Origin of the sequence: Victivallis lenta, from assembly GCF_009695545.1 — a bacterium.
Classification (GTDB): domain Bacteria; phylum Verrucomicrobiota; class Lentisphaeria; order Victivallales; family Victivallaceae; genus Victivallis; species Victivallis lenta.
Genome location: NZ_VUNS01000005.1, coordinates 22,328 through 41,775 on the forward strand (window position 1 = coordinate 22,328; position 19,448 = coordinate 41,775).

Below are 19,448 nucleotides of genomic sequence, written 5' to 3' on the forward strand. Positions count from 1 at the left end.
TTCATCCTCCGTTTCGGTTATTTATTGAAAGCAGATCACCGGGTACAGTGCATCGTTTTTTGAGGTGTTCAGAGAGGGGGCCACACTGATGCAGCTCTCCCGCTTGGGACCGTCGTTGTCGTTGACCATCAGGTTGAACCGGAAGCCTTCCGCCGCGTCGGCCGGAGTGAGGCCGATTGCATCGAAGGGAATGTTCAGGCGGTATCGGGTCAATTTCGCCCCTTCGTCGCGGCTGACCGCCAGGTCAAGTTCGGCCGCTGCTGCGGCCCAGTCGAAAGCGCCGGAACCGCGGCTGTCGCAGGTCACCTGCGGCTTGCCGTCCGGCAGCATGGCCAGAATAAAATGCCAGGCGCGCGGCTGACTCGACAGTTTCAGGCCGATCTGTATACTGTCGCCGTTCCACACGGTGCTGCCGGTATAGGGCTGAATGTGAATGTCGTCGGTCACCTCGACCTGTATTTCGAATGTCCTGTCTTTTACCGCCAGGCGGACTTCGGCGCTCAGGTCTTCCGGTCCCCTCCATATCAGATCCTGCTCCGGGCCGGAAATCGCGTAAGAGTAGATCTGGTCGGCGCGGTCGAGGACGAATTGCGGCGCGCCTTCGTCTGCTCCCCGGGTAAGCATGATTTTGCCGATGACCGGATAAACGAAGCTGATCGGAGCCGAATCTCCCAGCGCCAGTGAGATGCGGACTCCCGTCGGATTCTGCGGCAGGGAAATGAATCCGGGAGCCGCCGCGATCGGAATGGATACGCCTGTTTCGGCCTTCGGTGCGAGCACGACGCTCCGGGTGGCGGGACCGGTGAGATGCTCCGGGTAAGCGAATGCCAGACTCGCCGTCAGTTTCCGGTTGAACGGATTTTTCAATTTGAATTTCAGGCTGCCGTTTTTTCCGGCCGAAATCGATGCCATGTCGCCGGTCAGCGGCGTGTGGAATCCCGGAGTTTCGGATTGTGACGGAAAACGCAGGAAACAGGGCTCGCAGGTCACGACGAACGTACAGACGCCCTCTTGCACTGCCAGCGGGGTGATGTTGCCGAAAAGATCGATCTTTTCGGCCGCGCCGGTGACTCCGGTAAAGATGACCGGGCGCCCGGGCTGGTTGCCGTCGTCGTTCCAGCAGGAGACGATATAGCCGCCTGCGTTGCGGGTGTAGCCGCAGGCGAAGAGGCCGCCTTCCGCGAAGATCCGGTCCGGCCGGGTCGCCTGAAGGTGACGGATCACGTTCGCATAAACCGGAAAGACCGTGTTCGGCTGGCCGTCAGGTTCGAGGGCTCCGTATTTTTCCGGATGGTCTTCCGGCCAATTCTGCAGGTCCCACAATACCCACAGCGTGTAGCCGCGTGCGCCGAGCGCTTTGGCGATGGAAACCTTCTCATGAATGATCTCCGCCTGCTTTTTCCGAATGGTGATCGGATTGATCGGCTTCCCGGGTTCCAGCACCCCCGCGGAATCGCGCAAACTGACGCCGGTCTCCCCGGAGTACCACGGGAATTTGTTGAGGATTCCCTCTTTGCGCATCTCATCCAGACAGCTCCAGTAGTTATGAATCGGGCCGTGGCCGTGATAGTTGAAAATATCGATGTTGCCCTCTTTCAGGATACGGCGCATGATTGTCGGGTGAAGACGGCGGTTTTCCGGAGCCGCCTTGGGCGTCTGGGAATAAAGGCTGGAGATTCCGCCGTTCATCACCAGCGCATCCGGGTCGGCGGCTTTGATGGTTCTGTAGGAGATTTCCAGCATTTTAAGGTATTCCTCTTCGGAGAAATTCCAGAATCCGACCAGATCCGGTTCGTTGCCGATCACATAGAATTCCACTTTCCCTTTGTAACGTGTTGCAAAGCGTTGCAGAAAGGTACGCAGCGCATTCCGCTCCGGCAGCAGTTGATTCACTTTCATCTGAGGGTTGAAAATCTTGGAATCCGAATCTTTGTCAGCCAGCCATGCCGGCGGGGGAGTGAGGATGTAGAGCGACGCAAAACCGGCGGCATTGCGGTCGGCGAATGTCCGGTCATGGCCCTCCCAGCTCCAGATGCCTTCCCGGGGCTGAATGTGATTCCAGCCGGGATTGACTCGGAGCCCGTTGACGCCGAGCGCCAGATGCGGTTTCCAGCCGAGCGGACCGGTTCCGCCGGCGACGCCGAAGATGAAGCTCTGTTCCGCCGGTTTCCCGGCATTGGGCATTTTGGCGAAGGAGAGCCTTCCGTTGAGTTTCAGCCCATTGCGGGTGGCGAGGTCATAATCTGCATACCAAATTCCCCAGCGGTCGAACGGTCCGGCGAGCGGAACGGCCAGGCTGCCGCCGGGGGGAATTTCGCCTTTGAGCTCCTGTGCCGCGACCGGATTGGAGTCGGCGTCGAAAACACGGATGCCGCCGGAAATGAAAGAGGGTTCCGTTCCGCCGTTTTCCAGGCGCAGTTGCGGCGTGTCACCGATGGAGTGCAGCAGGTTCATCGGAGTGTCGGAGACGAAGCACACTTTGGGTAATTCTCCCTTTACCCGGTACTCCAGCGACTCCAGGAATATTTTCCCGTCTCCGGCGGTTTTGTCGCATGCCAGGTAAATGCTGCTGAACGAGACCGGCGTATTGACTGGGCTGCCGATCCGCTTGCTCCAGCCAGGGATGGAAACGATGAATTTCCGTTCGAATTCTCCCGATTCCGGCAATGGAGCCGTCCAGGACTGAATCAGCTCCCCCTTGGCATCTTTGAGCCGCAGCACCGGATTTCTGACGCCGTGATTGGCTGTGAGAAAACCTTTGAGCGTGAATTCCAGCTCGTCGGCCACCGGCAGTTTCGGCCTTTGTTCCGTCCAGACTTCAATGGAGTCGCAGCCGGGGCGGCGCTGAAGCTCAAGGCCACTCCGCTCCGTCCCCGGAATTTTTCCGTCGACCGCCGTGCCGGTATCGGCGGGACGGAAACTGATTCCGGCGCGATGAGTAGTGAACTCAAACAGCGGCGCACAGAATGTTTGTGCCGTGCAGAAGCACAACACCCAAAATACGGCGATGAATCTCATCTCTTCTCCTTATCTTGTTTCATGCTGAAACGCATCGGCACGATGATGTGATGGGGCTTCCGTTCGGGCTGCCCGATCTTGCGCAGCAGCCGTTCCATGGCGAGGCGGCCCATTTCGACGGAATCGAAACGCATGGTGATGTAATTGGGATTGTCTTCTCCCTCTTCGTCGGTGAAGGCGACGAGCCGGATATCCTCCGGCACACGGATCTTTTTCATTCGGAACATTTCCGTGCAGAAGTCGGCGGCGGCGTAGGAGGCGACGACCAGAGCCTCCGGCAGATTTCCTTCCTCCAGCATCCGGTGAACTGGGGCCACATAGTGCGAAAGATCGGTATTTTTCGTCAGATGAATGTCGGAATCGGCGATGGGCAGGCCGTGCCGCGCCATCCCGCAGCGGAATCCCTCGCAGTAGATCAGGTCGATCCGGGGAAGCAGCAGTCCGAGTCGGCGGATGCCGATTCCGGCCAGGTAGCCGCAGAGACGAAGGCTCTCGCCGAATTTATCGACCGAGACCAGGTCTTCGCTGTAAGTCCCGGTGTTATTGGAAAGAATCACGAACGGAATCTTCGCCTCATTCAAATATCGGCGTAAATCTTCGGAAGGGGTCTCGAGCAGCAGGACGCCCGCGGTATTTTCGCTTTTGGGAAGCGTTTCCGCTTCGCCCGTGAAAATCGTCATCTTCAGGTTGATTTTCGATGAGTCGGTCGCCTGGCGGATTCCTTTGAGCATTGCGCCGTAATAGTTTAATTCCATCGGATTTTTTTGTTCCGCCAGGGGGCAGATGAGGATATCGATCCTTGTCCGGCTGTCCCGGACCGGCGCGACGGAACCGGTCGCCTCCGGGTTGTAGCCGATGGCGCGCAGTGCTTCCAGAACGATGGCGCGGGTCGCTTCGCTGATTCCCGGCTGGTTGTTCAGCACCCGGGAAACGGTTGATGCGGAGGTCCCCGCGTAGCGGGCGACGTCGGCGAGTTTGATTCCGGCAGTTGCTTTTTCTTTCATGGCAGTAAACCTGTTGATGTCGTATTTACAATGTTTGTATTTTAATTATACCTGAAAAAAAATAAAAAGCAATAGCTGTTTGCAATAAAATTGCATTAATTTGCATAATTTTCTGATGATGCAAAAATGTTGCCGCTTGTATTCGCCTGCTCCCCATGATGCATTCCATCAGCTTATGAAGCCGATTTCAGAAGTTTTGCCGACAACTCTTATTTTATGTGATATCGCTTTCAGATATAGGGATATTCGAGGGAGCTGCGCAATCGGCCCAACAGCAGAATCTGAATCATGCACCGTGTGTCCGCCGGTTCGGCGACATTGTAAATGTTCGCCGGACCAAGCCCCGGAAAGGGAGCGGTTTTGCAATTGAATTTTGCATGGATTGCATTATGTTCCGAATTCAAAAAAATGAATTTCGCTGCCGCCGGCGCGACGCATCGCCACTTGATTATGAAGTGTGCCGGTGAAGGGGGATAAGGCACGGCAACGGAGCTTGAATATATTCCGGCGGTTCCTCCGAAGCAGAATCGAAAAGAACCAGGGGAGCATGACTGAGCTGTCCGGGAACGCCGATTTGCCGGAAAAACCGCCGTTTTTTCATGCCGGTTTTCGGAGTGCAAAACCATTTTCAAAACGAAACCGCTCGGACCGATGCCCGATGTGCCGCTCCTGGTGCGCTTTCGGCGTGGTTATTCGGATTCCGGCGGGGTGGCCGCCTGCTTCTCCCGCACTTTGCGCCGGAAGTGATCCGGAGCAAGGCCGGTCAGATTTTTGAAGCGGCGGCTGAAATGGAATTTATCCGTATACCCCAGATTGCGGCTGATGTGTTCAATGGTCCAGTCGAATGTTTCGAGCCAATGCCTGGCCAGGTCAATCTTGAAGTTGTCCACATAGGCTTTGGGCAGGGACCCGGTGTGGGCGCGAAAGGCGTTGCGGAACCTTTCGCGGTCAAGCTGGCAGAATTGCGCCATCTCTTCCACTGTCCACCAGTGGCTCGGATTCTGCCAGATTCCATACAGCAATCGTTCGATCGGGGAGCGCCGTTCGATTTGCTGCGGCGAACCGTGTTCGGCGGCAAGACCCAGAAGCAGCGCCTGAAAGTCAAGCACTCCGTGCAGCTGTTCCAGAAGATCGCCGGAATTCAGCCGAGAGTGGACCGGCTCCAGAATCCGGGTTGTCCCCTGCGAAAAAATCCGGCTCTGCAAGTAGCCGTTGGCAAACAGAAAATCCGGCAATTCCCCGAAAAAGCAGATGTTGTCTTCTTCAAAACCCGCCTTGTCATGACAGGGGCCGTAATAATGCAGGAAACCGGGCGCAATTAGAATCGCATCGCCGGCGTGCAGTTCGATCGGCTTGCCCCCCGGAATCAGAAAAATTCCGGAGCCGCGATACAAATGGGCAAGGCTGTAATATTCGAAAAAACGCAGCTGCTCCGATTGCTGCCGGGTATTGCGCCCGATATTGGAATAAAGAATGTTCAAACCGCAGCTGAAGGTCTTGTGCCTTGCCAGCCCGGAGGCGGTCATTTCGTGATAGCGGCAATTCTGATAATTGTGCAGGTGCTGTCTCATGGATGACTGTGAAACCGGCAGAATTTTATGTTCGTTCAAAGTCAAAGGTAAACCGGAGGCAGAATAAAATTAGCATGGGTTTGCCGCTTTGTCCATCGTAAAACGGTTTTTTCTGCGAAATCCAGAGAAAAAATACATCGTTTTTCCTTTTTTTATCCATTCTTTCTGAACAAAAAAATGGGTATAATATTCATTGTTCCGAAAAAAAAATCAGGGAACCGGCTTTTTTAAACGATTCAAGTCAGGAGGAAAAGGAATATCGGTCATGACAGTCAGAGAGATTCATATTGCCCGTTTCAAGGAAGGAATCAAAATGAGAACACGCGGTTTTACATTGATTGAACTTTTAGTGGTTATTGCGATCATCGCAATCCTGGCTTCCATGCTCATGCCGGCTCTGAACTCGGCCCGTGCCCGTGCCTATAACGTGAGCTGCATCAACCATCTTAAACAACTCGGTTCTGCCGTCTTTCTGTATGCCGATGACAATAAGGGCTTTACTGTCCCGGGCGGTAAAAATACGGATGGCAGCAACCTGAGCGACAGTTACGGCTACCGGCAGCCGCTGGCCGTAAAATTGCTGCGCAGCTATGCCGGCAAGGCGGAAAACATTGAACCCGGCGAAATGGTCGGCAGGAATCCCAAAATCTATTATTGTCCGGTGACGCTCAAGAGCTGGAATGTCGGGGTGGAGTCGGCTGACAATGAAATGTTCGGTTATTACTATTTCGGCTGGAAGGAGGTCTATCCGCCCTACGACCGGAAGCCGCTGCTGATCGGGCGCGATAATGAATCCTTCTGGGGAGCGGTTCGGGGAAGCTGGTTCGGGAAAGATACTCCGAAAGATGTGGTGTTCTGCGATGTTTTCTATGGACAGGGCAGTGTCAGGAATGTGATCCAGAGCCATGTGGAAGGCCGTGACGGCACTGCGGCAAAAGGCACCAATGCGGTACTTCTGGACGGTTCCTGCACGGTCTTTCCCCCCTATGCCGGAATGTGATTGGCTGCACACAGAGAAAAGGGCATGATTTCATGAAAAAAATCATTTGTTCACTCGCAATGGCGGTGCTGAATATGACTGTCGTTGTCCGGCCTGCGGCGGCGGAGCTGCAATTCGGCAACCCGGAGCTGCTGCTGCGCTTTCAGGACGCCGCCGGCGGCTTCGGCCTGCTGGAGATGACCAACAAGCGCGACGGCGGCAGCTTTGTTTCGCAGAATCCGGCACATGCGGCGCTGTGGCTCGTGCGCCTCTCCCGGGCGGGCCGGGTGGACGATCAGACCGCCAGTTTCTATACCGATACCGGGGTGCTCGTTACCGAGCGTGTCAATCCGCTTGCCGGAATGGTGTCGATCGACAGCAATGCTCCGGCGCGCAGAAGCTTTCGCCGCTATAACCGGGAAGATGGCGCCGCCGTGCTGGAATTGATATGGGATGATATTGCCGTTGACGGTGAAAAATCCGCGCTGAAAGCAGTTGCCTCTTTTGAAACGGGTCCGGCCGGAGGTTCGGTTCTGGGGCGCCTGCGGGTTGAGGTCAAGTCGCGGAAATATGCTTTGGAGAGTTCCGCGTTTCCCCATATCGGGCCGATGAGCGAAGCCGGGACCTATCATCTGCTGCTGCCGCGCCTGACTTACGGCGGGCAGTTTTTCCGGAATAACAAACAGGATTTCTCCCTGCTCTATCCGTCGATCATCGCACAGGAAAGCTGTATGGCGATGCTGCGCCCGGATGCCGGCGGCATCTACTGGGCGTTCCACGATGCCGGAGCCGCCGCCAAGGGGATTACCGTTGGAGCAGCGCTTTCCGCGACGGTGGAAGCTGCCGCTGCGAATTCCGGCGTGACCGGCAGGAGCCGGACCATCGACTATTGCTGGGAAATTTCACCGATCCGCGACGAGTGGGGAGCGGCGGAACTCTACTTGAACAGGGCGCAGCATCAGCCGTGGCTGCAAAAGGGGCTGTTGCGGGACCGGACCGATTTGCCGGAGCATTACCGTGATATCGAATTGTGGGTCAATATTTCCGGCTCGCCGGCGGAGATGAAGGCGGCTTATGACCGGGTCAGGGAAGAGGTCGGTGATGCACGTGTGGCCGTGCATTGGTACAATTGGAATATTTATCCCTTCGATACCAATTATCCGGAATATTTTCCGGCTCTGGAGGGGAGCGAAAAGGTGATCCGCGAAATCACTGCCAACGGCGATTTCGTGGTGCCGTACATCAACGGCCATTGCTGGGACCCTCAATTGCCGAGCTATCGGACCGAGGGCATTCGGGCGGCGGTCAAAAAGCGTTCCGGCGAAATAGCGCTGGAGAAATACGGCCCCGTTAATTTGCTCGCTCCGGTTTGTCCGACTTCACCGGAATTTCAGCGCCGGATTCAGGAGACCTGCCGGAAACTCGTCGCAATGGGGGTCAACGGCATATACCTGGACCAGATCGGCCAGCTCTCGCCGATGTCCTGCTTTGACGCAACGCATGGACATGAGCTCGGCAATGGGGATTACTGGACCGGGGGATATCGCAGCATGCTCGGCAAAATCATGGAAGAACATGCCGGCAAGATCTTTCTGGCCACGGAAAACGCCGCCGAACCCTATATTGATACAATATCGAGCTTTCTGGTATGGACGGAAATTACCGGCGATGACTTCCCGCTGCTGCCGCAAATTTACAACCGGTATGCTTTCTACTACGGAGCGCTTTCGTTCCCGGAGGATTCCATGCAGAGTTTTGCCGCGGCCCAGAAGCGCTGTTTGCTCTGGGGCTATCAGCCGGGGTGGATGGGGTGGCTGCACGGTCAGGCTCCGGATAAGCGGAGTCCCGGTCATGCGGAGAAGATCGCCTATCTGAATCAGGTAATTGCGCTGCGCCGCGAAATCAAAGCCTGTCTGCTCGACGGGGCGCTGGTGCATGATGTGAAAATTCTGTCGGAAAACCCGGCGGTACAGATCAAATGGTTCCGCATGAATGGCGAAGAGCATGACGAACCGGTGCTTTCCGGTGCGGTCTGGCGCAATGAGAAACGTGACGGAGCCGTAGTGGTTCTCGCGAATCTCGACACGCATGAGCGCATCGGCAGCATCGAAATCGATCCGCAGCTCTATGGCCTGAAGGTGATGCCGAGCGTCTATCGCCAGCTCAGGGGAAATTTACACGGCGCCTTGAACAAAAACGGCAAAAGTGTGATCGAAGTGCCGGTGCCGGCCCTGGGCTTTGCGCTGCTGGAACTCTCGGCGAAGTAGTCGCAAACGTTTTCGGCCGCAGTTCGAAGACGCCCGGAGGCGCCGCTTCCGGGCTCGCCGTGCGGGCGTACAGGAAAGAACAAAGCAAGAATGAATTTTACGGCTCTGGATTACTCCTTTCTGGCGATCGTTTTAATGGTCCTGCTGGGAATTACGGTTTACAGCAGGCGCTACGTGCGTGGCGTGACCGATTTTCTGGCCGCCGACCGGCTGGCGGGGCGTTATCTGCTGACCGTGGCCGGCGGCTTCTATGGAACGGTCGGGCTCGTGGCGAACTGGGAGATGATCTATGCGACCGGCTTGCCGCCGCAATGGTGGGGGATGATGAATCTGCCGATCGGATTGTTTCTGGCCCTGACCGGATTTATCGTGTACCGGTTCCGGCAGACACGGGCGTTGACGCTGGCGCAGTTCTTTGAAGAACGCTACAGCCGCAGGTTCCGCTGCTATGCCGGAATTCTCTGCTGGGCTTCCGGAATACTCAACTTCGGCGTGTTTCCGTTTGTCACCGGGAATCTGATTGTTTTCTTTTTAGGCCTGCCGCCGGAATTCGTATTTCTGGGCGTCACGCTTAAGACCTTCTGGGTGACGATGTTCTGTTATCTGGCCTTCGCCACGTACATCGCCTGCGCCGGCGGGCAGATCACAATCATGATTACCGATTTTCTGCAGGGCGCAATGCTGATGCTGATCTTTGCGGTGCTGGTAATCTACCTGTTGGGAATTTACAGTTGGGAAGAGATTGTCTCCGGGCTGATGCTGGGCGGGGCCGATGGCGAATCCTCGATGATCAACCCCTTTGCCGGGAGTTCAAATAAGGATTTTGACATCTGGTATTTCCTGATCGGCCTGTTCGGCGCGATTTACAACACCAGGAGCTGGCAGGGCAATTCCGGGTACAATGCCGCGGCCAGGACTCCGCACGAAGCGGTGGTCGCCGGAGTGATCGGCAATTGGCGGATGATCGTTTCGACGATCTGCATTATCCTGATTCCGCTGGCGGCCTTCGCGGTGCTGCATCTTCCTGAATATGCGGCGACAGCGGAACCGATTCGGAATGCGATCGACAATCTCGGGGATCCGGTGCTGAAAACGCAGATGACGGTGCCCCTGTTTCTCAAATATACGCTGCCAAGCGGTCTGCTCGGCCTGTTTGCCGCAGTGATTTTCGGCTGTGCGATTTCGTGTGATGACACTTACGTGCATGCGTGGGGATCGATTTTCATTCAGGATGTGGTGCTGCCGATTCGCAAAAGGCCGTTCAAAACTCCCGGAAACCATCTTCTGGCTTTACGCCTGTCGATTGTCGGGGTGGCGCTGTTCGGATTCATCTTCAGCATTCTGTTTCCGATGAAGGGTTATATCTTCATGTTCTTCGCGCTGACCGGGGCGATTTATCTCGGCGGCGCCGGAGCGGTGATTATTGGCGGACTCTATTGGAAGCGCGGTACGACGGCGGCGGCGTGGTGCGCGTTGTCGGTGGGCACGGCGATCGGTTTTGGCGGAATCTGTATTCAGCAGGCGTGGCCCGCGCTGCTGGGAAGCCTGATGCGGAGCTGGCCGGATTGGGAGATATTGCAGAGTTTCCCGGAAGAGTTTCCGGTCAATGGCCAATGGATCTATTTTTATGCGATGATTGCTTCGACGGTCTGCTATATCGCAGTGTCGCTGCTGGGACCGCGCCGGGTATTCAATCTGGATCGTCTGCTGCACCGGGGGCAATATGTCGTTGCCGCGGATCAGGTCGGCGGCGCCGGTGGAAACCGTCAGGATGTCAGGGGAGACAAAGAACGCTTTTCCCTGAAACGATTTCTGGGCATCACTTCTGAATTCACACGCTTCGAACGGTTTATCTTTTACGGAACCTTTGCCTGGCTGATGGGCTGGTGGCTGGTCTTTGTCGCCGGGGTTGCCGTCAATTTCATACAGCCGCTGAGCGATCGTTTCTGGAGCGGTTTCTGGTATGTGTATATTCTGCTTTCGGTCGGTTTGGGCATTCTCTGCACGATATGGATTTTTGCCGGCGGTCTGCGCGATGCCCTTCAGCTGTTCCGGGATCTGCGGACCAGCCGGAACGATTGCCGGGACGACGGCTTTGTGCGGCAGAATGAGGAATCGGCGGAATAAACGCCGTCGATGAAAAAGTCAATGAATCACCATCCGTGCCCATGTCCGCGGAGTCGTCAGCGACGGGCATGCCGAACGCACGGACATGGGCTGTCTGAAGAGGCTCGGCCTTTACCGCCGCACTGACCGGAGTGGATCGGTATCCTCAGGAGCGGGCGGCGCAAAAGCGCAGTCCCGCTCTTGAGATACTCTCCTGCCGGATTTCCGTCGCGTCACTGATAGGTGAGGTCCCAGTGGCGTTTGGCCGGGAGATAGTCGGAGGAGTAGTTCCAGTAACCGATGATCTCATAGGTTTTGAAATTGCGGACGCTGCCGTCGACCATGCAGACATTCGTGCTGTCGCCGCTGTGGCCGTTGTAATAGATGCCGGCATTGTGCCGTCCGAACGGCGCGAAATGGGCGGTCTGGTAATCGAAGCAGTCGCCGCTGTTGGAGAAACCGACCGCCGGACCCTCGACGCCGGGGCTCTTTTCGGAGTAGCGTTCGCAGGCCTTGTTGATGCAGATGAACAGGAACTTGGAAGAGGCATTGCGGATGGAGCCGTATTTCTTGCCGGAAGGGGAGGTGGCCGGATAACGCAATCCCGTTTCCTGAGGATCTTTGGCGTGGGCGGGTGCATTGATCGCGTAGGAGAGCGGATGGGTGTCGCGCCGGAAGCTGTTGGCGTACCGGTCGAGCTTGCAGTGGAATACCTTGATGCTGTTTGTGTATCGGTAGAGCTGCCAGGACCATGTCGCGCTCTTCTCGTCGAGCTGGTTCATGATTCCGGCGGCGCTTCGCGCTTCGACGATGAAGTCATTGTTGTCGCCGGAGTAGAGGGACGAGGCCTGGCCGATCGACTTGAGGCTGCCGACGCATTGCGACCCGTAGGCCGCTTCGCGCGCCCTGTGGAGCGCCGGCAGCAGGAGCGAGGCGAGGATTGCGATGATTGCAATTACGACCAGCAATTCGATCAGGGTGAAGAGACTTCTTTTCATTTTGCGGGGTCTCCTGTGAAATATTTAGGGACGGTGCATCATGGCATGTTTCATTCGAGGTTTTTCCGCAGCCCGGCGCGGATGATTCGGGAGCGCCGGGTCTCTTCCTTTGCCGGCGTGAGGTCGCCGTAGGTTTCCGTGTGGAGCAGACTCCAGCCGTGATAGTCCCGCAGCCCGTGATAGCACCAGGACCAGCCGAACTCCTCGAAGAGCTCCACCAGATCGGCAAGGTAGCGTTCGGCGTCCTCCTTCGGAGCCCAGCGGACCACGCTGAATTCGCCGACCAGGATCGGCACCCGGTACTTCTGCTCGAAGTCGCGGACGGATTGCAGGTGTTTCCGGATCTTCTCCCGGTCCCATCCGCAGCGGACATTGGTTTTCGCCTGAACTTCTTTGAGGTCGGTGCCGGTGATGTTGTGGATTCCCTGATGGGTGAAGTCGTGAGGCGAATAGTAGTGCACGCTGTAAATGACTTTTTCGTCGGGCAGCGGTTTCAGCCCCTGAAAACCGTCATGCAGTCCGCCCGGGCCGGGTTCGTACATGATCCACGTGTCGGGGTCCACGGAACGGATTGCCCGGGTCGCGGCGATGGCGGTCGGACGCCACTCCTTCGGCGGGAAGGGCATCTGGTCCCAGTCCAGCGGTTCGTTGCAGAGGTCGTAGGCGTAAATCACGTCCCGGTACGGGGTCAGGGCGGCAGCGATCCTTTTCCAAAGAGCGGCGGCCCGATCGGCCAGTCCGGGATCGCTCCAGAAAGCGTTATGCGACACATCGGCCTTGGAATTGCCCGAAAACGCGGCCGCATCGACGGCCAGAATGACCTTGAGCCGGTGTTTGCGCGCTTCGGCGAGGTACTCCCCGATCTCCGTCATCCGCTGTTTGAACACGGCGTCGGCGGTGAGATCCGGGGCCGGAATCCATTTGCGGACCACATTGGCATTCCATTCGTTGCGGGCCTCTTCGAGCCCGTCCCTGTTCTGGAGCGTGAAGCCGCGGACGACGGCGGGGGAGGGGCGGCGGGAACCGAGCACTTCCGGCGTCGGCAGTCCCGCTTCGTCAGTGGAGGCGCTTTCCGGCGTCAGAATGACGGATTTCAGCTCGGCGATGTTGGTTTTGGAGTCTGCACTCGACGAAAAGACCGACAGCATCAGCTTCTCCTCCTTCTCCAGCTTGAGCGGGCGCGAGTCGGACCGCCACTTTTCAAGATTGCCGTTGCTCAGCTGCAGCAGGAAAAAGGGAGTCTCCCAGCCGCGCGACAGCGCCACGGTCAGGTTGCTGCCGCGACCGCAGCCGGAGACCCGGTACTCGCCGGCGGGCAGCGTGATTGCCCGGTAGATTTTCGCGTCTCCGCCCCGTCCCAGCAGCCGGACGAAGCCCGGACGGAGTTCCGTGGCGAGCTCCGGGGTATGGGACCAGCCCTTCAGCGCTTCGGGATTGTCGAACGTGAAAATTGCGGGTTTGCCCGGAGTCTTCCGGTAAGCGTCGAACAGCGCGTCAGCATAGCCTTTCATCCCGGCGTCGTTCGGATGCCATTTGACGCCGCCGGAGCTCCCGGTCCCGGAACAGGCCGGATTCTGGGCGTACCGGGCGATCGAGACGAAAGGGACGCCGAGCTCGGTACAGACTTCCCGCTGCGCTTCTTCGACCTTCGCCTCTCCGGAGCCGGGGGCATATTCGGCCTGCCCGGAGCCGGTCGGACTCCAGACGCCGACGGCGATCACGCGGGGCGTTGGCTTGAGCGCCAGACAGGATTCGAGCATCGTCCGGTAACCGGCACGCCATTTTTCGAATTCGTCGGCGCTGAGGCTGCCGGCGCCTTCTCCGGCCTGCAGGATCACCAGATCCGGGAGCAGGGCGGCCGTTTTGCGGTCCGCTTCTGCCCGTCCCTCCGCGGTTTTGCAGGCGTTGCTGCTGTTGTAGCAGATTTCAATCCGCTCTCCGGGCCGGGTTTCGGCGACACGGGCGGCGAAGAGGTGGACGTGGTCGTTTTCGAGCTTTGACGCGGCCATGCCGCACTGCCGGTCCCAGCCGAGGTCCCGGATGGTCCCCTCGTTGAAGCCGTGCATCGTGATGCTGTTGCCGGTGAACATGATCCGGTAGACGCCGGGCTGCGGGGAGTGTCGCGGCGTCTCGTCGGTGACCGTGGCGGCGGAGAGCGCCGCTCCGGCGAAGACGGCGGCGGCGAAACTTCTGAGCTTCATGGAACGATCCTTTCCTGGTTTAAGAAATGCGGCGGCACAAACTGCCAAATCGAAAGCTCAAGGAAATTTAAAACAACATGTTGTTTCTTTCTGTATTAATTATACCAAAACAACATGTTGTTGTCAACAGAAGCGGGCAAGAAAATCGAAAGTTTTCCGGTTCTGCTTTTTCCTGCATCGATGGAAACAGTGATTTCCCGCCGCGGTGTTTTCCGCATATGCCCGGAGGCGGCAGTTCCGCTTCTCCGCACGGCAGCGGTTTCCGGGTTAATTCACGCGGATGATCCGGAAGCCGACGTCGTCGGAAACCGCAGAAGACTCCCTGCCTTCGCCTTTTTGTTCTGTGCGGCAGCTTGTCCGGGACGACTTCCAGGAACCGCCTTTCACCGCCATGACGGTTTTACCGCGTTCCGTATTCCCGGGAAGGGAGACTGAAGTGGAAGTCCACTCCCAGCAGTTTCCCCACATGTCGATCGCGCCGCAGGCCGCCAGGGTTTTCGGATATGCGTCAACCGGTGTCGTTCCGTTTTTTTCTCCGCAGTTGAAATCCGCATCCTTCGGCATATGTCCGGCGGCATACTCCCATTCCTCTTCGGTCGGCAGGCGGTAAACGGCTTTTCCGTCTCCGGCGGAAAGCCAAGTGCAATATGCGACGGCATCGTCATAGGAGACATTCACCACGGGATGCCGTTCGCGGCCGGCCGGCATGACTCCGTTCCTCCACTCTTTCGGGGGTTTTCTTCCCGTCGCTTTCACGAACTCGGAATAATCCTCGCAGGTTACCGGCGTGCGGGCGATCGACACGTTCCGGGCGGCCCCGAGCACCGGCAGATATCCGTCGTTTGTATTGCGTGAACCGGGCCGGAGGCGCGGATCGGTGAAGCGGCGCATGCTTTGTTCGATGCGCTTTTCCCGGTTCAGGAGCATCTCGTCCACAATCTCCTGCATCTCCTGTACCTTGGATGCGTGCCGGGCGGTTCTCTTCAACTCCTCAAGCTTCGCTTTTTTGCGTGCGACGACCTTGTCGTAATTGACGGCAATCTGTTTTCGCAGTGCCGCCCGGTTCGTTTCGGACGGATCGCGGCGGCAGGCGGATATCAGCCGTTTCGTCTCTTCATCCAGTTGCGGACGTTCTTTTTCAATGGTGGTGCTGTATTTATGCAGCTTTGCCTCTCCGTCCGGAGCGGCGGAACCGGCACTGACAGCGGCGGCCATGCATACGGCAATTATGATTTCGGGCAGATGGATGTTCATGATTGTTCTCCCTGCTGTTTGACGAGTGATAATGTCATCGAATATCAGAGCGCTCTGTTATTAAGAACGCGGTCTGCCCTGAAAAAATTTTATCACCCATTATGAAAAAGTGTTTTTACTTTGAAAAATCAATCGCGGAACCGGACTGCCGGCTCTTTGCCGGCGTCGGATGACACCTCGGACGATACATTGTTGTCGGCGGGATCATCCGGTGCGACGAGAAGAAGGGCGCACTCCGCTTTGTGGCGGAGTTTCCGCCGGGAACGAGCGGTCGAATGAAAGCGCCGCCCGGACGACAGCCGTTGCTTTTTCCTCCGGTTCAGGGAAGGAGCAGACTTTTTTGCTGCTTCGGCCGGGAAATCGAACCGGCATTGTGCCGGTTACGGGTCTCTCCGGCAGGCGTCTATGCGGGCGGTCATCGTGTTCTCCGGCGGGTTTCGGAGAGGATGAGGCCGGCTAGGGCGAGCGCCATGCCGCATGACGCCGGGAGCGTAATCCGTTCATGCAGAATCAGCACGGCAGTGATGACGGTCACAACCGGGACCAGGTAGATGTAGACGCTGGTCCTGACCGCGCCGAGGATTTTGACGGCCCGGTTCCAGGTCGCGAAGCAGAGCGCCGACGCGCCGAGCCCGAGATAGAGGAAATTGCACAAATTGACCGGTTTTCGCAACGCTCCCCACGCCGGGGAGAAATCGAGAAAGAAGAGCGCCGGCAGCATGAAGGCGAGCCCGTAAAGGAAAGTCCGGCGCGTACAGGCCGCCATCGGATGCCCGAGCTGCCCGATCTTTTTCATCAGCACCGAGTAGACCGCCCACACAAAAGCGGCGAGCAGTGCGAGGATGTCGCCGGCCGGATTCAGTTTCAGCGTCATGCTGCCGGAGAACATGATGAGCGTGACTCCGGCGAGCGCAAGAACGAAACCGGCGTAGAAACGCAGATCGGGCCGCTCCCCGCGCAGGTAGAAACAGGAGAGCAGGGCCGTGAAGAACGGAGCGACCGTGACCAGCACACCGACGTTCGAGGCGAGCGTATAGGTCAGCGCGATGTTTTCGAACAGAAAATAGAGCGTTACGCCGGTCAGCCCCGCGCCGGCGTAGAGCCGCTCCTCCTTCCAGCTCCGGAACGGCAGTTTGCCGCGGACCAGATGCAGGGCCGCAAAACCGAGCAGAAAGCGCAGGAACAGGATTTCGATCGGCGAAAACTCCCGCAGCAGCACTTTGGTGGAGATGAAGGTGGTTCCCCAGATCAGGATCGTGGCCAGCGCCGTCAGATGGGCAGCGGTTTCGGATTTCAGTTTCAGCATGATGCTCTCCGGTAAATTTCATAATATACCGCCGCCGCGCGGAAAAGCCACTCCGGAACCGGGGCGGAAGGTGCGGAATCCGGAGAAAAATCTCTTCGATCCGGGAACGGCCCGGTCCGGGTGATTGTTCCGGATAAGCGGAATATGGCCAGGAGGGTGGACGGGGCATGAAAATCAGGCTCCGGAAGGCGGTCCGGTTGAAAAAACAGCCCGCATTTTTGGCTTCCGCGATTGAAAAATCGCATTTGTCGTATATATTATATGCAATTCTAATCCGGGAGCATTTCATAACATCGTGAAAAAGTTCGTTTTACTCTCGCTTCTGCTGCTCTTTGCGGTGCTGGGCATTACAGCCGCCGCGGCAGTCTCTTCGGGGAATGCCGTGGTCTCCGCTGCTGTCTTGAGCCGGTGCGCGGCTGAAGCGGGGGCGGACCGCACCCTGGCTCCGGCTGCGCCGCAGCAGCAGTCGGACGATGCGTTTTTCCTGCGCTGCGGCGGCGATACGGTGAACGGACTGATCTGCCGGCTGAACGAAACGGCACGGCCGTTGTCGGCTCGTCTGGTGCTCTCCTGTTTCGAAATCGCGCGAATTCTCGCGGAGGAGACTCCCCGCGGCAGGGAATTCGCTCCGGTTACGGATTCTCATCCACAAATCCTGATCTGGCTCGCTTCGTACCTTGAAGTCCGGGCCGGCCCCGCCCTTGCTTGAGCCATTCTGTCGCTTGAGCGTGCCGGCGGTAGCTTTCTGTTGCCTTTTTCCGGTATGACCATTTTCGTTCCCGTTTTCCGGTAGTTCCGGCGGCGGGTACTGAGGAAATACCTCTGTACTGTGTTCGTGCCTTTCCGGGCGCGGAACGGTCCGGCGTACTCATGCGGCATTGTCACAATTTTCCCAACAACAACCAGCAGTGAGTACAAGGTATGAAAAAAGTAGATTTCATGTTGACGGCGTTCCGCGACGGCTTTCAGTCGGTGTTCGGAGCGCGGGTGTTCAGTTCGGATTTCCTTCCGGTGGTCGAAGAGGCCGCCGCGGCGGGAATCACCCACTTTGAAGCGGGCGGCGGCGCGCTGTTCCAGGCCGCCTATTTTTACAGCAATGAGGATGCGTTCCGGGTCATGGACGACTTTCGGCGCATCGCCGGGAACAATGCGAATCTTCAGACACTGGCGCGCGGCATCAACGTGGTCGGTCTCGACAGCCAGCCGCGCGACATCATCAAGCTGCACGCGCAGCTCATGAAGAAGCACGGCATTACGACCATCCGCAACTTCGACGCGCTGAACGACGTGAACAACCTTCTTTACAGCGGACACTGCATCGCCGAGGCGGGCCTCAGGCATGAGATCACCGTCACGATGATGGAGCTCCCGCCGGGATGTGTCGGCCATACGGTCGAATTCTATGAATCCGTGCTGCGGCGCATCCTCGACTCCGGCATTCCATATGATTCCCTCTGCTTCAAGGATGCATCGGGCACCTCGACGCCCCACAAGGTCTACGAGACGATCAGGATGGCGCGGAAACTCGTCGGCGGGGATACGCGGATCGTCTTCCACTCCCACGAGACGGCCGGCTGCAGCGTGCTGGCGTATCACGCCGCGCTCGAAGGCGGCGCGGACCAGCTCGACCTTTCGATCGCGCCGCTCTCGGGCGGCACCTGCCAGCCGGATATCCTGACCATGTGGCACGCGCTGCGCGGAACCCAGTACGATCTCGGCGTCGACGTGAAGAAGATCATCAAGCTCGAAGAGAGCCTCAAGGAGGCGATGAAGGATTACTTCATGCCGCCGGAAGCCACCCAGGTCAATCCGCTTATCCCGTTCTTCCCGATGCCGGGCGGCGCGCTGACCGCGAATACGCAGATGCTGCGCGACAACGGGCTTATGGACAAGTATCAGGAAGTCATCGCCGCGATGGGCGAAGCGGTTGCGAAGGGCGGCTTCGGCACGTCGGTCACGCCGGTCAGCCAGTTCTATTTCCAGCAGGCGTTCAACAACGTCATGTTCGGACCGTGGAAGAAGATCGCCGAGGGGTACGGCAAAATGGTGCTCGGCTACTTCGGCCGCACTCCGGCGGAGCCGGATCCGGAGATCGTGAAGATCGCTTCCGAGCAGTTGAAGCTCGAGCCGACCACCCGCAGCCCGCTCGACATCAACGACGAGAATCCGGCCAAGGGGCGCAAGGCCGCGGTCGCGATGCTCGAGGCGAACAAGCTGCCGGTCACCGACGAGAACATCTTCATCGCCGCGAGCTGCAGCGAGAAGGGCATCCGCTTCCTGAAAGGGGAGGGGACGATCGGCGTGCGCAAGATCGACCGGAAGAAGGAGTCCGCCGAGAAGAACGCCGCCGGAACCGCGCCGAAATCCGATGCGATGACGGTCACGGTCAACGGCAGGAGCTACGCCGTGAAGTTTTCCGGCAATTCCGCCACGGTCAACGGCAGGCAGTATGACTTCTCGGTCGCCGACGGAATCACGGCCGAACAGCCGGTCCGCCAGGCCGCGATGGGCGGGACCGGCGGAGAGTTCACCGAGGTTCACTCGACGCTTCCCGGCGCGGTGATCCGCATCCTTGCGAAGCCGGGCGACCAGGTTCAGGCCGGGCAGCTCCTGCTCGTGCTCGAAGCCATGAAGATGGAGACGCCGGTCAACGCGCCGGCGACCGGCGTTCTGGCGAAACTCGAAGTCACCGAAGGTCAGCAGGTTCAGTCCGGCGCTCTCCTTGCCGTGATCAAAGGCTGAGA

The 19,448-nt window shown here is 58.0% G+C and carries 12 protein-coding genes; 5 read left to right on the top strand and 7 right to left on the bottom strand.

The window, feature by feature from the left end:
• Positions 1 to 21 precede the first annotated feature (21 nt).
• From FYJ85_RS06485 to FYJ85_RS06495, 3 genes are all read right to left on the bottom strand, one after another.
• Complete coding sequence (locus tag FYJ85_RS06485) at positions 22 to 3,018, bottom strand: DOMON domain-containing protein (protein WP_154417397.1); 2,997 nt, start codon at positions 3,016 to 3,018, stop codon at positions 22 to 24.
• Entirely contained in the window at positions 3,015 to 4,022 is a 1,008-nt protein-coding gene (locus FYJ85_RS06490) for a LacI family DNA-binding transcriptional regulator (protein ID WP_154417399.1), read from the bottom strand. Before FYJ85_RS06490 ends, FYJ85_RS06485 begins: the two co-directional genes overlap by 4 nt.
• Before the next feature lie 689 nt (positions 4,023 to 4,711).
• Entirely contained in the window at positions 4,712 to 5,593 is an 882-nt protein-coding gene (locus FYJ85_RS06495; protein ID WP_106052586.1) for a helix-turn-helix domain-containing protein, read from the bottom strand.
• Between the two features lie 313 nt (positions 5,594 to 5,906).
• On the opposite strand from FYJ85_RS06495, the gene FYJ85_RS06500 reads away from it, so the two are divergent.
• The 3 genes from FYJ85_RS06500 (at position 5,907) to FYJ85_RS06510 (ending at position 10,966) form a co-directional block, all read left to right on the top strand.
• Positions 5,907 to 6,593, top strand: a complete 687-nt coding sequence (locus tag FYJ85_RS06500) for a prepilin-type N-terminal cleavage/methylation domain-containing protein (protein WP_154417401.1) — start codon at positions 5,907 to 5,909, stop codon at positions 6,591 to 6,593.
• 32 nt (positions 6,594 to 6,625) lie between these two features.
• Entirely contained in the window at positions 6,626 to 8,839 is a 2,214-nt protein-coding gene (locus FYJ85_RS06505) for a DUF6259 domain-containing protein (RefSeq protein ID WP_154417403.1), read from the top strand.
• A gap of 90 nt (positions 8,840 to 8,929) precedes the next feature.
• Positions 8,930 to 10,966: a sodium:solute symporter family protein gene (locus FYJ85_RS06510; RefSeq protein WP_154417405.1), complete on the top strand. Its 2,037-nt coding sequence runs from the start codon at positions 8,930 to 8,932 to the stop codon at positions 10,964 to 10,966.
• 212 nt (positions 10,967 to 11,178) lie between these two features.
• Here FYJ85_RS06510 and FYJ85_RS06515 read toward each other — a convergent pair whose 3' ends face one another.
• The 4 genes from FYJ85_RS06515 to FYJ85_RS06530 form a co-directional block, all read right to left on the bottom strand.
• On the bottom strand, positions 11,179 to 11,943 hold the full coding sequence (locus FYJ85_RS06515) for a type II secretion system protein (protein ID WP_154417407.1): 765 nt from the start codon (positions 11,941 to 11,943) through the stop codon (positions 11,179 to 11,181).
• Positions 11,944 to 11,993: 50 nt separating this feature from the next.
• Complete coding sequence (locus FYJ85_RS06520) at positions 11,994 to 14,144, bottom strand: cellulase family glycosylhydrolase (RefSeq protein WP_154417409.1); 2,151 nt, start codon at positions 14,142 to 14,144, stop codon at positions 11,994 to 11,996.
• Positions 14,145 to 14,411: 267 nt separating this feature from the next.
• Positions 14,412 to 15,398: a formylglycine-generating enzyme family protein gene (locus FYJ85_RS06525; protein WP_154417411.1), complete on the bottom strand. Its 987-nt coding sequence runs from the start codon at positions 15,396 to 15,398 to the stop codon at positions 14,412 to 14,414.
• Between the two features lie 415 nt (positions 15,399 to 15,813).
• Positions 15,814 to 16,701, bottom strand: a complete 888-nt coding sequence (locus FYJ85_RS06530; RefSeq protein ID WP_420856454.1) for a DMT family transporter — start codon at positions 16,699 to 16,701, stop codon at positions 15,814 to 15,816.
• Between the two features lie 298 nt (positions 16,702 to 16,999).
• Here FYJ85_RS06530 and FYJ85_RS06535 point away from each other — a divergent pair, with 298 nt between their 5' ends.
• Both FYJ85_RS06535 and FYJ85_RS06540 read left to right on the top strand, forming a co-directional pair.
• The gene (locus tag FYJ85_RS06535) at positions 17,000 to 17,413 is read left to right on the top strand and encodes a hypothetical protein (protein ID WP_106052578.1); all 414 of its coding nucleotides are present in this window, start codon (positions 17,000 to 17,002) and stop codon (positions 17,411 to 17,413) included.
• 212 nt (positions 17,414 to 17,625) lie between these two features.
• Positions 17,626 to 19,446 (top strand): biotin/lipoyl-containing protein, encoded by a 1,821-nt coding sequence (locus FYJ85_RS06540; protein WP_154417413.1) that lies wholly within the window; start codon positions 17,626 to 17,628, stop codon positions 19,444 to 19,446.
• The last annotated feature ends 2 nt before the right edge of the window (positions 19,447 to 19,448 follow it).